We start from the raw sequence: 13,986 nt of genomic DNA, 5'->3' as shown, positions 1-13,986 counted from the left end.
CTTACCCAAAGCTGTGCTACAAGAAAGATAGCATATTTATAGGTCTCTGAGATAGCCATGAAAGATTTATTTGATTCAGTGAGCCATACACCCAGCGATTACAGTGCCAAAGATATTGAAGTTCTTGAAGGGCTTGAACCCGTTCGCCGTCGTCCTGGCATGTACGTTGGTGGAACAGATGAGAACGCACTGCATCATTTGTTTTCTGAAGTTATTGATAATGCCATGGACGAAGCTGTGGCCGGGCACGCGAGTTGGATAGAAGTTGTTTTTTCTGCCGATGGTTTTCTTTCGGTTCGAGACAATGGTCGTGGGATTCCCATTGATCGGCACCCTAAATTTCCTGACAAGTCGGCTCTTGAAATCATTATGACCACCCTTCATTCGGGGGGTAAATTTAGTGGAAAAGCTTATAAAACAGCTGGAGGTCTTCATGGTGTCGGTGTCTCCGTTGTTAATGCTTTGAGTGAGGCGCTAGAAGTTCATGTCTTTATAAAAGGCAAAGAATGGGAAATGGCTTTCAGCCGTGGATTAATGACGCAACCCTTAACGGCTGTTGGGGCTACAAAATCTGAAAATGGAACATTAGTGCGCTTTAAACCCGATCCAGAAATTTTTGGTGAAGAATCCCATTTTCGTCCTGAAAAACTTTATAAAATGGCGCGCTCGAAAGCCTATTTATTTAAAGGTGTTGAGATTCGTTGGCACTGTGATCCTGCTCTTTTAGAACCTGAGTCTAAAATTCCTACCAAAGACGTATTGCATTTCCCAGGAGGACTTGCCGATTATTTAAAGGAAGCTTTAAGTGAAGAATCTTTAATCATTAAAGAGGTATTTTCAGGATCCGCTAAATTTAATGATGGAAGTGGTCAAGTGGAATGGGCGATGGCCTGGCCTGTAATGGGCGATGGGTTTTTCTCTTCCTATTGTAATACCATCTCTACGCCCCTTGGGGGCAGTCATGAAGCAGGATTTCGTCAAGCGTTGACCAAAGCAATCAAAAGCTATGGAGAACGTTTAAGCTTGAAAAAAGCTTCCCATCTCACGGCCGAAGATTGTGTTGATGGGACCGCTGTGATGCTTTCCGTATTTATACGTGACCCCCATTTCCAAGGTCAGACAAAGGAAAAGCTCGTTACACCCGGCGTGACGCGTCTTGTGGAAGGGGTGGTCAAAGATATGGCTGACCATTGGCTAAGTGACCATAAGGAAGCGGCTCAAGTTCTTCTGAATGCGCTTATTGAGCGTATGGAAGATCGTCTACGACGTCGTCACGAAAAGGAAACGCAACGTCAAACAGCAACACGACGCTTGCGGTTACCGGGAAAACTCGCTGATTGTCTTAGTGAAAGTCGAGAAGAAACAGAGCTTTTTTTGGTTGAGGGAGATTCAGCCGGTGGGTCCGCAAAGCAAGCACGCGATCGTAAAACTCAAGCCGTATTGCCCTTAAGAGGAAAAATCCTTAACGTTGCAAGCGCTTCAACAGATAAACTTTTAGGCAACCAAGAGCTTAAAGATTTGTCCTTAGCTTTAGGGTGTGGAACGGGCAAAGACTGTCGACCTGAAAAACTGCGGTATGGACGTATTATTATTATGACCGACGCTGATGTGGATGGGGCACACATTGCTTCTTTGTTGATGACCTATTTCTATTTAGAGATGCGGCCCCTTCTTGAGCAGGGCCATATTTACTTGGCTCTTCCCCCCCTTTATCGTTTGAGTCAAGGCAGCAAGAGCGCTTATGCTCGAGATGATGAAGATAAAGAACGTTTGCTTAAAACTTTTAGAGGGAAAGTCGACATCAGTCGCTTTAAAGGTCTTGGTGAAATGGCTTGGAATCAGCTCAAAGAAACAACCATGGATCCCAAGCAACGTCAAATATTGAAAGTCCGTTTACCAGAAACCGTGATGGACGAAACGCTTCCCGATACTCCGATTATTCCCCTTGCGGAATTCGTTGACAACCTGATGGGGCGTCGTCCTGAAAAGCGCTTCTCATTTATTCAAAGCCGCGCTCATTTCGCTTACAACTTAGACGTTTAAAGAGAGAGTCCTTCTCTTGAAGGTGATGATGGAATACATCATAACGTTCAGTTTTCCTATCATACGAACAACTTTCTCGTCATTGTGTCTATTTGCCCCTTGTCATTGCGCTTATTCTTCTCTGTCATTGCAAGCTCTCTCTCCTTCATCATCGCGAACCCTCCCCTCTTTCGTCATTGCGAACGGAGCGACGCAATCCAGCACAACAAGCGAGACTGCCGCGGCCAAAGGCCTCGCAGTGACAGTGTCGGTCATCACGAATGAGACATTTTAATTCAGAAAAATGAGCCCAGACCTTCAATATCGACAATATTGTTTTACCCCATTGACAAGGGTCTGCTTTTGCTTATTTTAAAGGTTAATAAATTATTAATAATAAAGTAAACAGGAGCTAAAAATGAAGAAATACTTACTTATCTCGACCGCTTTGTTTTCACTAAGTCTTGGACTTACCCAAGTTCATGCTTCAGACATAAAAGAAGAAAGTGCTGTTAAAAGAGTTGGACGTTCTGTCGTTCGCAAAGTAGTGGGCGCTGCCACTGTTGGAAGCGTTGCCGCGGCTACTTCCTTTGGTAAGGACGAATATAAAACATATACGTCTTCTAGCGTTTTTATCAGAGAAGAAGTTGACCAAAATATTCCCTTTGTGACGCCAACATTAACTTCTTTTGGTGTTGCACGTATGCAAGGATATAACTGGTTTGATTCTGCACTGATTGCCACGACAACTTTAGGCGGCTCACTCTTTGGAGCAAGTAAACAAGTGTTACTTGACACCTTTAAATTTGAATTGCCCAGTTCTCAGAATTTGGCGTTAGCAACCGGTGTTGGCGCTGGGGCTGGATATTTCTTAGGAACCGTGCTTGTCGATGGATACCATTGGCTTGGATCTAAGATATTGAGAAAATCTACTGCAAAAAAGAAGAAAGACGAATAGTCATGAAAGGGAGAGAGGCGATCCCTCTCTCCATTATTTTTCACTATTCTTTGTTTTGAGACATACCGCCCATCATCGAATTTTTATCCATCATGTGTTGATTCATCATCGAGGAATGATCCATGCCTTGTCCCATGTGCATCATCGGACACGGCATATCAAGATACCCCCTTGCCCAATATTGCACTGAATAATAAAGGTTACAAAGCATCGTCAAAACGGCCAAAACCATGACAATGATACCGACAGATTTGGCGAGTGTTTGCCCTGGACCTTTTGTATTAAGCGCTTTTAAAATAAGTTTAGTGCCCATGATCAAAACAATCATGAGAAGTGCAAAGCTTATGTGTGAAAAAAATAGCATTGATCTCTCCTGTTGATGAGTTGTTCTAAACCTTTTTGTCAGCCAAAGAAGTAAAAACCAACGTATCAGAGTGAGCTGACAGTTGAGTGTATCATGAAGTTCTTAAGCAGCAATGGCTTTAAATGCTTGCCAAATTTCTGCTAAAGCTTTGACCAAATCATCAACCATGGCTTTGGTATGGAGAGCGGAAGGCGTAAAACGCAAACGTTCTTGACCTTTGGCGACGGTTGGATAATTGATGGGTTGAACATAAATCTTATAGTTTTTGAGAAGTTCATCGCTCAGATGTTTACAAAGTTTAGCATCACCTACCAACAAAGGTACAATATGACTCGTTGACTCCATAACGGGGAGTCCTTGTGCCCGAAGTTTTTGTTTCAAGTAAGAAGAAACACTATGAAGATGGTGACGCATTTCTGGATGATTTTGGATAATATTTAAACTAGCTCTAACACCTTCACAAATCGCAGGCGGTAAAGAGGTGGTAAAAATAAATCCGGGAGCATGAGAGCGCACAAAGTCAACTAAAGCAGCTTTCCCTGTAATGTATCCTCCAATAAGGCCGACTGCTTTACCAAACGTTCCTTGAATGATATCGATCTGATCTGCAACACCAAGGTGTTCAGCAACACCAGCGCCACGTTCTCCGTAAAGACCAATCCCATGAACTTCATCCAAAAATGTGAGCGCATTATAAGCTTTTGCGAGTTCCGCCATTTCTTTAATGGGGGAAATATCTCCATCCATGGAATAAACAGATTCAAAAACCACAAGCTTTGGTCGACTGCGATCAACGGATTTAAGATGAGCCTCCAGAGCAGACACATCATTATGTTTAAAAATTTTCTTCTCTGCACGGCTGTTGCGAATACCATGAATAATAGACGCATGATTTTTTTCATCGGACAGAATAAGGCAGTTAGGAAGAAAATGAGCGAGCGTTGCTAACGTCGTTTCATTAGCCACATACCCTGATGTAAAAATCAGAGCCGATTCCTTTTGATGAAAATCCGCCAACTCTTTTTCAAGCATCACATGACTGTGCGTGGTTCCAGAAATGTTGCGCGTTCCCCCAGCACCGGCTCCCGTCTTTGCTAACATTGTGGTCATGGCTTCCAATATTTTTGGATGTTGTCCCAACCCTAAATAGTCATTCCCGCACCACAACAAAATTTCTTCAGGACCAGCTTCCGTGTGATGGACCGCATGGGGAAATTTTCCACAAGAACGCTCAAGATCAATAAATATACGATAACGACCTTCTTGCTTTAAATGAGAAAGAGAGTGGATGAAGAAAGCCTGGTAATCCATTTGTGCCTCGATAATTGATTTCAATTTTGTCATGTTTTGCAATATGATTTATCTATACTAGAAAAACGCTCAGGTAAAACAAAATGCCAAAACCTGTTGAAACATCAAACATTTTGCCGAAGATTTGGTCGGTTAGCGAAATTTCTACGCTGCTTAAGGGCCTCTTGGAAGAGAGTTTCCCCTATGTGCAGATAAAAGGAGAAATTTCAGGAGCAAAATTTCATGTCTCAGGTCATTTATACTTTTCCATTAAAGATGCCAATTCAGTTCTAAATTGTGTGTGTTGGCGAGGTGTAGCCAGTGGTTTGCGCGATAAAATTGCCGATGGTCTTGAGGTTATTTGTACCGGGAGTATTACGGCCTATAGCGCTCGGTCGAGCTATCAGCTCACGGTTGAAAAAATTGAAATTGCCGGTGAGGGTGCTCTTTTAAAATTATTGCAAGAACGCAAAGAAAAATTTCTTAAAGAAGGTCTTTTTGATCCTGCACGGAAAAAACCTTTGCCATTTTTGCCACGCTCTATTGGTGTGATTACATCAAAAACAGGCGCCGTGATTCGCGATATTTTACATCGTTTAAGTGATCGGTTTCCTTTGCCTGTGATGCTTTGGCCCGTGAGTGTACAGGGCGAAGGTTCAGCAGAGCAAATTGCTGAAGCTATTCGAGGATTTAATCAACTCTCCCATAACAAACCGGATGTTTTAATTGTGGCGCGAGGAGGAGGAAGTATTGAAGATTTGTGGTCTTTTAATGAAGAAATCGTTATACGCGCTGTGGCTGAGAGTGAGATTCCCATTATTTCAGCCGTGGGGCATGAGACCGATACAACGCTGATTGATTTTGTCTCTGATCGACGGGCGCCCACACCAACTGCCGCGGCTGAAATGGCTGTGCCGGTAAAACGTGATTTGATTCAAGGACTTGCTGATAAGGGTCATCGACTCCACTCTTTATTGATCAGAGATTATCGCGAAAAACGTCAACGTTTTGATGATGCAACAGAACGATTGAGAAATAGCTTAAAAGTTTTTCGCGAACGTTGTTTGCAAAAATTGCAAAACTTATCGCAGCTTCTTGAAAGTTATTCATTTCATAAAACTCTTGAGAGAGGTTTTTGCTTGGTGAGAGACGATAAAGATCTTCTAATCCAGAAAGTTTCACAAACGAAAGAAGGACAATTTTTGAATTTGCTTTTTCAAGATGGTGAACAGCAAGCGATGGTGACGAAACATAAACCAACACCAAAATCCCGTACGCAAAAAAAAGGTCACAACCAACTAGACTTGCTCTAAAGTCAAAAATATAATTTAATATTATTTTCCAAGGATTAAGAGAAAAACAATGACACTGATGAACAGTGATGAATCCGCTAAAGAATCTTCTCCCTTTAAAGTGGGAACCTCGGATAATTTTATGGAGTTTGTTTTTGATGAGTCAAATACCCATCCCGTTGTCGTTGAGTTTTGGACATCTATGTCTGACACATGTCAGCAACTCAGAAAAAAATTAGAGCATGTGGCAAAGAGCTATCAAGAGAAGCTCTCTTTCGTCAGCATCAATATTGAAGAGGCTCCCGATATTGCTCATAAGCTAAGAATTCAAGCAGTGCCGACAGTGATTGTTTTTAAAGAAGGACGTCCCGTCGATGGATTTACAGGTCTTCAGCCGGAAAATCGCTTAAAGGCCTTCTTGGAAAGATTGGCTTCACAGACTGTTTCTCCCATGGAACATCATTTGGAAGAAGCAGGGAGTTTAATAAAGCGCGGTGATATCGTTGGCGCCATGAATTTGTATAACCAAGTTCTTGGCGAACATCCAGATAATGCCAAAGCTCTGATTGGCCTCGGGCAGTGTTATTTTGCTATGCAGGATCTTAAAAGAGCGAAAACTTATCTCACCCTGGTTAAGGATGGGGATGGGGCCCATAAATTCCCCGAGTATATAAGCCTCAAAAGCGCTCTAGAGCTTTACGGGGAAACCATTGTTACTGAAAAAGTTGAAATTCTACAGAAAAAAGTGTTAAAAAACCCTCAGGATTTGGAAGCCCATTTTAATCTTTCCATGGCATTCTATCGTCAAGGGGACTATAATGAGGCTTTAGAGCAACTTTTTATAATCTTAAGCCATGATCGCACATGGAACGATTATGCAGCGCAGAAAAAGCTGTTGAAGCTCTTTGAAGTTTTTGGTCCAGAAGACCCTTTAACGATCCAAGGCCGAAAAAGGTTATCGACTATCGTATTTTCGTAAAGCACAGAGGTAATATGACGATTACACTCAACAACTACCCAGCTAAAGTGCCTGTTCTGGTTTTGCCAGGAACAGTGTTGATGCCCCATGCTCATTTACCCGTGACGATTTCTGATCCACGTCAATCTATGTTGGTGGATTTGGCCATAAAGCAAGATCGTCTTATTGGTGTATTGCAATCTAGCCCTTTGGAAACACTGTTTACATCTGGATGTTTAGCGAAAATCTCCAGCTTTACGGAATTGGATTCCTTAAAATATCTTTTGGTTTTAACGGGTCTTGTGCGCTTTGAACTTGAAGAAGTGCCTGAAACAAACCCTCCTGTACATCCCTTAAAAGTACGCTATATGCCTGAAGATTCTACGGAAACAGGAGAATTTCAGATTGTTGAAGATCGTGAGCGACTCATGATGCTTTTAGAAAATTATTTTGAAAGTTATAATATTTCAGCCAATTGGGATGAAATCCAAGCTTCTTCTGATGAAAAGCTTATTTCCACCTTGGCAATGGTTTGCCCCTTTGAGCCTGTTGAAAAGCAAGCCTTACTGGAGACAAAAAATCTAAAAGAGCGGTGTCAGATGATGACTGCTTTGATGGAAATGGCTGTGTTCAAAAAATATAATTCATCCTATCAAAAGCATTGAGTTGATCATGACAGAGCCTTCAAAAATGCCCGATCCTAAACTTCTCGAAATTCTTGTTTGTCCTATCACTAAACAGTCTTTGCGTTTTGATCGTGCAAGAAATGAGTTGGTGAGTGAACATGCAGGGCTTGCTTATCCAATTCGTGATGGCATCCCCATTATGTTGGTGGATGAAGCCCGTAAATTGGACGAGAAAAGCAAATCCCCCAAAGGTTGAAATTTTTAATTTAGAGATTATCTTATGCATCACCACCACCATGACGACTGTAGCTGTATGGAATATCTAACCGTTTTAACGATTCCCGATCCGCGCCTAAAAATGAAAGGCGAGCGTGTGGAAACCATTGACGCGGGGATCCTTGATCTTTTGGAAGCCATGGTGAAGACCATGTACCACGATGAGGGCTGTGGTTTATCGGCGACTCAAGTTGGCATTGCCAAACGATTGGTGGTGATCGATATGGGAGATGAAAGTACGCCTGAACCTTTGAAAATGATTAACCCTGAAATTATTTGGCGTTCCCCTCAAACAGAAAGATATCAAGAAGCGTGTCTTTCTGTTCCTGGCGTGTCCGCTGAAGTAGAACGTCATGTGGAAGTAAAAGTCCGCTATACGGACATCCATAACAAAACCCAGGAAGTTCACGGAAAAGGTTACTTTGCTGAATGCCTCCAGCATGAACTCGACCACTTGGATGGCATTCTTTATATCGACCATTTAAGCCCCATGAAACGTCAACTGTTGATCAATAAAGTGATTAAATCCAAAAGGCTTTCAGGCACACGATGAATAAAGGTGCACGCCTCATATTTATGGGGACTCCTCCCCTGGCGGCCACAGTTTTAAAAAGGCTTATCCCCTCTTCTCTCGTTAATTTGATTGCAGTTTATAGTCAACCACCGCGCCCTGCCAATCGAGGGTATCACCTGACCAAAAGTCCTGTTCATGAACTCGCAGAAGATGCAGGTCTTCCTGTCTTTACCCCTTTAGATTTTAAGGACCCAGAGGCGATAAAACAGTTTCAAGAGTTAAAGCCGGATATTGTCGTGGTCGTGGCTTATGGTTTGATCTTGCCTCCAATAATCCTCTCTGTTCCTCTTCTTGGATGTTTTAATATTCATACTTCTTTGTTACCCAAATGGCGCGGCGCTGCTCCTATCCAGTGGGCCATTTTAGCGGGTGATCATGAAAGTGGCGTGACGTTGATGAAAATGGATGAAGGACTGGATACGGGCCCTATGGTCCATGTGAAAAAGACATCTCTGGAACCAACAATCACCAGTCAGCAATTGCATGATCGCCTCGCTATTTTAGGCGCTGACACTCTCATGGAAGCCTTGCCGAAAATTCTTTCTAGAGAAGCTCCTTTAATCTCTCAGCCTCTTGAAGGAGCAACCTATGCCCATAAAATTAAAAAAGAAGATGGTCACTTGTCTTGGCAACTCTCTTCTAAGGAACTCGATCGCCGCATTCGTGCTTTAAATCCTTGGCCAGGGACATGGGTAGATTTTCAAGATCAGGCCTTAAAAATTCTTGAAGCAGAACCTGTAAAAAATACGACACAAGCACGCCCAGGTACTCTGATCGATGAGCATTTGACTATTGCATGTGGGGAGGGCGCTTTACGTTTGATTCGTGTGCAACGCCCAGGAAAAAAACCTGTCAGTGCCCAAGAATTTTTAAATGGCTTCCCTCTTAAGGTGGGCGAGATTTTAAAGTAACGATGATCAATGAGCCTCTCGTGCATCGCTATAAATTGACCCTTGAATATGATGGTACTTCTTTTGCTGGATGGCAACGTCAAGATAATTTGCTGACTGTGCAAGAAGCCTTAGAGACTGCTTTTACAAAGTTTTGTGGATGTGACATTAAAGTGCACGGGGCAGGACGTACAGATGCAGGCGTTCATGCCACAGGGCAAGTTGCTCATGTGGATTTACCCAAGATCTATGAACCATTTGTAATTGGTCAAGCCCTCGGTTTTTATTTAGAGACGCTTCCCATTTCGGTCATCCATGTTGAACCTGTAGCTCTGGATTTCCATGCCCGCTTTTCGGCGACCTCTCGAACCTATCGTTATCTTATCATCAATCGCTATGCTCCTCTTGTTTTCCAAAAGAAGCGTGTTTGGCATGTTCATGGTCAATCTCTCGATGCCGTAAAAATGCACGAAGCCGCTCAAGTTCTGGTAGGTCATCACGACTTTACAAGTTTCCGTGCTCAATTGTGTCAAGCCAAGTCCCCAGAAAAAACCCTTGATCTTTTAACGGTAGAACGCAAAGGAGAACTCATTGAAATCCATGCTAAGGCACGATCGTTTCTCCATCATCAGGTACGTAATTTTGTGGGGACATTAAAGTTGGTGGGGGCTGGTAAGTTGTCGGTTGATGACGTTAAAAATATCCTTGCGGCGAAAGATCGCACTAAGGCCGGACCAACAGCGCCCGCCGAAGGCCTTTACCTCATCAATGTCGGATATAATTAGAAAATCTACTCATCACACCATTGTATCAAAATGAGCATCACGCCGACCAAATAAACAATATCCCATGAATTAAAATCATTTTCCCAAATCACACCGTCGTGGTGTATAACTCTTGTATTCATTAAAGCAGGGTAAGCCAATGAAAATAATGAAAAATCTCCTGGTCTCTACTATTCTCTTAACCCTATCACTGCCTGTCGCAGCTGCTGTTCCTGAAAATTGGAATGAAGGAAAAGTATTTGTTCTCCCTGAAGACGGAAGAAATCCCTGGGTTCAAGCGATCAATAATGCTGAAAAAACCATCGATATGGCAGCTTATAAAATTTCAGACTTCAAGATCATCGATGCTTTGAAAAAGGCTTTTGAGCGTGGCGTAAAAATCAATCTCTTGATGGAACCTTATACCTTCAAACATGATAAAAGCCAAAACGTGGAATCTCCCCTTGCGGCATTAAAAAAAATCGCATCCGTTTATCAACTTTCTAAGCGCTTTAATCAATGTCACTATAAAATGATTATCGTTGATACTGAGTGGGGGATGATTTCAACGGGCAATCTTGATGAGGAGTCATTCGACGGTATTCAGGAAAAAAATGTGAAAGCAGCGCGTGATTTTGCTGTTCCTATTTTGGACCAAAACACCATCGATGAAATGCTAAAAGTATTTGAAGCGGATATAAAAGACATAAGAGTTTCAATTGATGAATCTTCTCTTGTTTGGGGGCCTGACAATCAAAGAAATACTTTTCTCAAACTTTTAAACGGTGCTCAAAAATCCATTGATATCTACCAACAAAGTTTTCAAGATGTTGGACTTGCGGAAGCAACTGCTTCTGCTGCAAAAGCCGGTGTTAAAGTACGCGTTCTCATGATGCCATTTCCCTTTGGAAATAAAGAAGATCCCAATATTCCTAATCAAAATCTTATGAAGATAGCTGGGGCGAGAATAGGACTTCTGGACAAGCTTTATGTCCACGCAAAGGTTGTGATTGTAGATGACAGTATTATGTATGTAGGCTCTGGTAATTTCTACACACCTTCTTTAGATCAAACACGAGAGCTGGGCGTTTTGACGCAAAATCTAGAGCAGATTCAGACAGTAAAAAAGGTCTTTGAAAAAGACTGGAGAAAGTCCACGATTAATCTTTCTAGAAATCCATAGATCAATAAAAATGCAAAAGTTTTTAATATCTTTTATTTGAAAGCGTAGAGGTTCAGAAAACATATCACCTGAACCTCTAGGGTTCTCTTTGTCTAACCTAATTCCAACATATCTCTTTTGATCGACTCAAGCTCTAATCTTGCTTGACTGTGAAGTGCATTCGCTTCTTTTAACAATTGAGAAGCAGTTTGCAGATATTCTTGAGATCGCGGTGTCAGAATATGAGGACTCTCCATAGGCAGTGCTTGCTCAAGAGCCTCCATATACTGCTCATGGGAATCAAGTTGATGTTTGTCTGGATTAAATACTTTAAAATCATGTTTCATATTTCCAAGATCTTCACGCATAAACCCAAGAATCATACTCAAGTGGTCATATCTTTCTTGAGCTGTCGCCAACTTTGCTTCTGCTTCCTGACGTAGCATTTGTAAGCGCACTATTTTTTCTTTGTGAATGAGATCAGCTTCCTCAGCGAGACGTGCAAGGTTTTCTTTAATTTCGAGGTCAGCCTTTTTAAGGTTTGCCTGTTCTTCTTGAACACTCTTGCTTTCGGGAGCAAAATCCATTGCTTTCAGAACGACCTTTGCTCTTGGCTTAGGCAGAACTGGCTCTTCTGGAACTACATTGAACTTTGAAGTAACCGTTTCAGATAGTTTTTTCCCAATCATAGGTTTCGTTAAAGTAGGTTGAGCCTCTGTTGGCACCGAAGGAAGCGCTATTTTTCCTGGACCTTCCTTTTGCATTTTTATCTTAAACTCTTGGCAGAATGCCGGAAGCTTAAGATATTTTATGCGACTCGCCCCCACAGCATCGGCGCGACTATAAAATTCGTTTCCTAAGATTTCTTCACACAAGCCAACTGTTTCTTGAGGATGTTGTTCAGAAAATTCTTGCAGCGCTTGAATCGGGTTGGTTTTTTTTACAACCTCTTCTACAGTTAACGTAGCCGTAGCCAGCGTCGCCTGAGAAGCAAGACAACTCACTAAAATACCTAAGGATAACAAAATGCGCATGTAAATCTCCCTAATTTAAGTATTTAATACAAAAAATTTCTTTAATATAATTAATAGCACTAAATTATAAACAATACGTTACTATCAAATATATTGATTGTATTTTTAAACTTCTACAGAGACTCTCGTAATAGCCTTTTTCTTCAGAAATAAAACCTTCGTGTGAAACGTCCGATACAGCTCAGGGATAAAGGGAGCAAAGGGCAAAGCCTTAACAAGCAGCTTGGATAATTGGCTTGAAGAATTCTTTAAAAAGCACGTCTCAATATAGTCAACCCTATCAAAGACGTCGCGTGCAATTTTATCAATCTCCGCCTTACTCAGATAATATATCCCCGTTTGAGCAAAGTGATAGTTTGCTTTTGCTGTATCTTCCGCAGAGCTGTCCCTTTGAAATTGATTGCGAATACCAAGCATCGCCCAAAACAAAAAGTAAGGATAAGATTTAAACACGCCCCCAAAGGGCACATGAATATGCGCTTCGATGGGGCGCAGTTTTGCAGGAAAATAATGGATACTGACGCCCCCTGGTTTCAACACTCTATAAATCTCCTGGAAGGCTTTTTTTGGATCAAACACATGCTCAAAAACCGTGCATGAATAAATGAAATCAAAAGAGTTATCCGGCAAGGGAATCTGTGCTTTATCAGAAAATAAAAAACGTTTTTGATCTTCCGGTTGACGTAAGTGCGCATAATTACCCTGGTCATATCCAAAGGCATTCGCATACCCTTTATCAAGATACTCATAAACATGCCGCCCCGATCCACATCCAAAATCCAAAATCAAACTGTCTTTGGAGAGAGGATAGCCCAAGTCCTTGAGCATGTTTTCATGGAGAGCCACCACTTGGCTCGTCTCTTGAGAAATTTCATGCATATTTTAAATCTTTATCCGTCATCGATGAATATGAATCTATCTTTAACTTCTTCATTTCGCGGTGGCAATGGGCTTATGGAAAACGAGAGGATTCTTCCCTAAATAAGTTTTACTTATTGACAATAAATGCTTAATTTCTTACTATCTGCAAATTATTTACAGGAATCGTAAAAATGAATAAATATGCAAAATTATTACGCGTTTCTTTATATGCTTTGTCAGTGACTTCTTCAGTCCAAGCGACTGTTAATTCTTCGAACCAAAACGTAATTGATGGTCTCTATGACCCCTTAGGTCTGCCTAATTCACCGCTTGATTACTTGAAACTTCTTTTTCAAAAAGGCTCTATGGTGATTGAAAATGAAGTGCCCACCCTGGAATTGGTCAACGTTAAATTAATTGGAACAGTGGGCAATACGGTGCTTTCTAAAGGCTCTTTCACTTCCCTAGAAGAAATCATTAGCCCTAAAACAATTTCACGCGCTCAATCAGTTGTTTTTCAGCATTATCGGGTTAAGTCGCGCCAACCCCACCTTGAGAATATCGATGTGCTTTATCCCCAATCCATGGGATTAAGGTTGACTCATTCCCAACACCCTCAACTGGGCGTCATCCTGGGTGCAGTATTGAATTTCCAAATGGGCGCCATTCGAAAGAAATCTTGTGATATGGACCTCTCAATCGTAAGACGAGGACATCCTATTGCTCAGCAAGAATGGGAAGCGGGTCTTTTTCTGGGAGAACTTAAATAAATATTTCAAATAAAACAAAACAATATTTATTGTAAAATGGTTATTTACTGAATATTTACCAAATATAAATCATATTTTTTAATTTATGATATAATAATTAAGCATGGTTGTTATTTTTATACCATGATTATATTTGGAGGATATC

At 41.6% G+C, this 13,986-nt stretch carries 15 protein-coding genes; 11 read left to right on the top strand and 4 right to left on the bottom strand.

Annotated features, from left to right (window positions below; translation table 11 throughout):
• Positions 1-57 precede the first annotated feature (57 nt).
• Positions 58-2,043 (top strand): DNA topoisomerase IV subunit B, encoded by a 1,986-nt coding sequence (parE, locus tag GQ61_RS06310; protein ID WP_085784511.1) that lies wholly within the window; start codon positions 58-60, stop codon positions 2,041-2,043.
• Between the two features lie 397 nt (positions 2,044-2,440).
• Positions 2,441-2,980: a hypothetical protein gene (locus GQ61_RS06305; protein ID WP_085784510.1), complete on the top strand. Its 540-nt coding sequence runs from the start codon at positions 2,441-2,443 to the stop codon at positions 2,978-2,980.
• 43 nt (positions 2,981-3,023) lie between these two features.
• Here the strand turns inward: GQ61_RS06305 and GQ61_RS06300 are convergent, their stop codons facing one another.
• Positions 3,024-3,344, bottom strand: coding sequence for a hypothetical protein (locus GQ61_RS06300; protein ID WP_085784509.1), 321 nt, complete (start codon positions 3,342-3,344; stop codon positions 3,024-3,026).
• 102 nt (positions 3,345-3,446) lie between these two features.
• A complete protein-coding gene (hemA, locus tag GQ61_RS06295) occupies positions 3,447-4,655 on the bottom strand; it encodes a 5-aminolevulinate synthase (RefSeq protein ID WP_085785077.1) in 1,209 nt (402 codons plus the stop codon).
• A gap of 83 nt (positions 4,656-4,738) precedes the next feature.
• Between hemA and xseA the strand changes: the two genes are divergently transcribed.
• The 8 genes from xseA (at position 4,739) to GQ61_RS06255 (ending at position 11,197) form a co-directional block, all read left to right on the top strand.
• Positions 4,739-5,947, top strand: a complete 1,209-nt coding sequence (gene xseA, locus GQ61_RS06290; RefSeq protein ID WP_085784508.1) for an exodeoxyribonuclease VII large subunit — start codon at positions 4,739-4,741, stop codon at positions 5,945-5,947.
• Positions 5,948-5,996: 49 nt separating this feature from the next.
• Entirely contained in the window at positions 5,997-6,905 is a 909-nt protein-coding gene (locus GQ61_RS06285) for a tetratricopeptide repeat protein (RefSeq protein ID WP_085784507.1), read from the top strand.
• 14 nt (positions 6,906-6,919) lie between these two features.
• Positions 6,920-7,549 carry an LON peptidase substrate-binding domain-containing protein gene (locus tag GQ61_RS06280; protein ID WP_085784506.1) on the top strand — a complete coding sequence of 210 codons (630 nt, stop codon included), beginning with the start codon at positions 6,920-6,922 and terminating at the stop codon, positions 7,547-7,549.
• A gap of 7 nt (positions 7,550-7,556) precedes the next feature.
• A complete protein-coding gene (locus GQ61_RS06275) occupies positions 7,557-7,766 on the top strand; it encodes a Trm112 family protein (RefSeq protein ID WP_085784505.1) in 210 nt (69 codons plus the stop codon).
• 24 nt (positions 7,767-7,790) lie between these two features.
• A complete protein-coding gene (def, locus tag GQ61_RS06270; protein WP_085784504.1) occupies positions 7,791-8,339 on the top strand; it encodes a peptide deformylase in 549 nt (182 codons plus the stop codon).
• Entirely contained in the window at positions 8,336-9,271 is a 936-nt protein-coding gene (gene fmt, locus GQ61_RS06265) for a methionyl-tRNA formyltransferase (RefSeq protein ID WP_085784503.1), read from the top strand. Before def ends, fmt begins: the two co-directional genes overlap by 4 nt.
• A 2-nt stretch (positions 9,272-9,273) precedes the next feature.
• The gene (truA, locus tag GQ61_RS06260) at positions 9,274-10,035 is read left to right on the top strand and encodes a tRNA pseudouridine(38-40) synthase TruA (RefSeq protein WP_232317305.1); all 762 of its coding nucleotides are present in this window, start codon (positions 9,274-9,276) and stop codon (positions 10,033-10,035) included.
• A 139-nt stretch (positions 10,036-10,174) separates the two neighbouring features.
• Entirely contained in the window at positions 10,175-11,197 is a 1,023-nt protein-coding gene (locus GQ61_RS06255) for a phospholipase D-like domain-containing protein (RefSeq protein ID WP_085784502.1), read from the top strand.
• 92 nt (positions 11,198-11,289) lie between these two features.
• Here the strand turns inward: GQ61_RS06255 and GQ61_RS06250 are convergent, their stop codons facing one another.
• Entirely contained in the window at positions 11,290-12,210 is a 921-nt protein-coding gene (locus GQ61_RS06250) for a hypothetical protein (protein WP_085784501.1), read from the bottom strand.
• 105 nt (positions 12,211-12,315) lie between these two features.
• Positions 12,316-13,089, bottom strand: a complete 774-nt coding sequence (locus GQ61_RS06245) for a class I SAM-dependent methyltransferase (RefSeq protein ID WP_085784500.1) — start codon at positions 13,087-13,089, stop codon at positions 12,316-12,318.
• A gap of 173 nt (positions 13,090-13,262) precedes the next feature.
• Between GQ61_RS06245 and GQ61_RS06240 the strand changes: the two genes are divergently transcribed.
• Positions 13,263-13,841: a hypothetical protein gene (locus GQ61_RS06240; RefSeq protein WP_085784499.1), complete on the top strand. Its 579-nt coding sequence runs from the start codon at positions 13,263-13,265 to the stop codon at positions 13,839-13,841.
• Positions 13,842-13,986: the final 145 nt, after the last annotated feature.

This window comes from Candidatus Nucleicultrix amoebiphila FS5 (genome assembly GCF_002117145.1).
Taxonomy (GTDB): Bacteria; Pseudomonadota; Alphaproteobacteria; order Caedimonadales; family Nucleicultricaceae; genus Nucleicultrix; species Nucleicultrix amoebiphila.
This window is presented reverse-complemented; position numbering and strand designations above follow the sequence as displayed.

Bases quoted from the DNA above. Each gene is read 5' to 3' on its own strand.
- parE (WP_085784511.1), top strand. From the start codon at position 58: ATGAAAGATTTATTTGATTCAGTGAGCCATACACCCAGCGATTACAGT.
- GQ61_RS06305 (WP_085784510.1), top strand. From the start codon at position 2,441: ATGAAGAAATACTTACTTATCTCGACCGCTTTGTTTTCACTAAGTCTT.
- GQ61_RS06300 (WP_085784509.1), bottom strand. From the start codon at position 3,344: ATGCTATTTTTTTCACACATAAGCTTTGCACTTCTCATGATTGTTTTG.
- hemA (WP_085785077.1), bottom strand. From the start codon at position 4,655: ATGGATTACCAGGCTTTCTTCATCCACTCTCTTTCTCATTTAAAGCAA.
- xseA (WP_085784508.1), top strand. From the start codon at position 4,739: ATGCCAAAACCTGTTGAAACATCAAACATTTTGCCGAAGATTTGGTCG.
- GQ61_RS06285 (WP_085784507.1), top strand. From the start codon at position 5,997: ATGACACTGATGAACAGTGATGAATCCGCTAAAGAATCTTCTCCCTTT.
- GQ61_RS06280 (WP_085784506.1), top strand. From the start codon at position 6,920: ATGACGATTACACTCAACAACTACCCAGCTAAAGTGCCTGTTCTGGTT.
- GQ61_RS06275 (WP_085784505.1), top strand. From the start codon at position 7,557: ATGACAGAGCCTTCAAAAATGCCCGATCCTAAACTTCTCGAAATTCTT.
- def (WP_085784504.1), top strand. From the start codon at position 7,791: ATGCATCACCACCACCATGACGACTGTAGCTGTATGGAATATCTAACC.
- fmt (WP_085784503.1), top strand. From the start codon at position 8,336: ATGAATAAAGGTGCACGCCTCATATTTATGGGGACTCCTCCCCTGGCG.
- truA (WP_232317305.1), top strand. From the start codon at position 9,274: ATGATCAATGAGCCTCTCGTGCATCGCTATAAATTGACCCTTGAATAT.
- GQ61_RS06255 (WP_085784502.1), top strand. From the start codon at position 10,175: ATGAAAATAATGAAAAATCTCCTGGTCTCTACTATTCTCTTAACCCTA.
- GQ61_RS06250 (WP_085784501.1), bottom strand. From the start codon at position 12,210: ATGCGCATTTTGTTATCCTTAGGTATTTTAGTGAGTTGTCTTGCTTCT.
- GQ61_RS06245 (WP_085784500.1), bottom strand. From the start codon at position 13,089: ATGCATGAAATTTCTCAAGAGACGAGCCAAGTGGTGGCTCTCCATGAA.
- GQ61_RS06240 (WP_085784499.1), top strand. From the start codon at position 13,263: ATGAATAAATATGCAAAATTATTACGCGTTTCTTTATATGCTTTGTCA.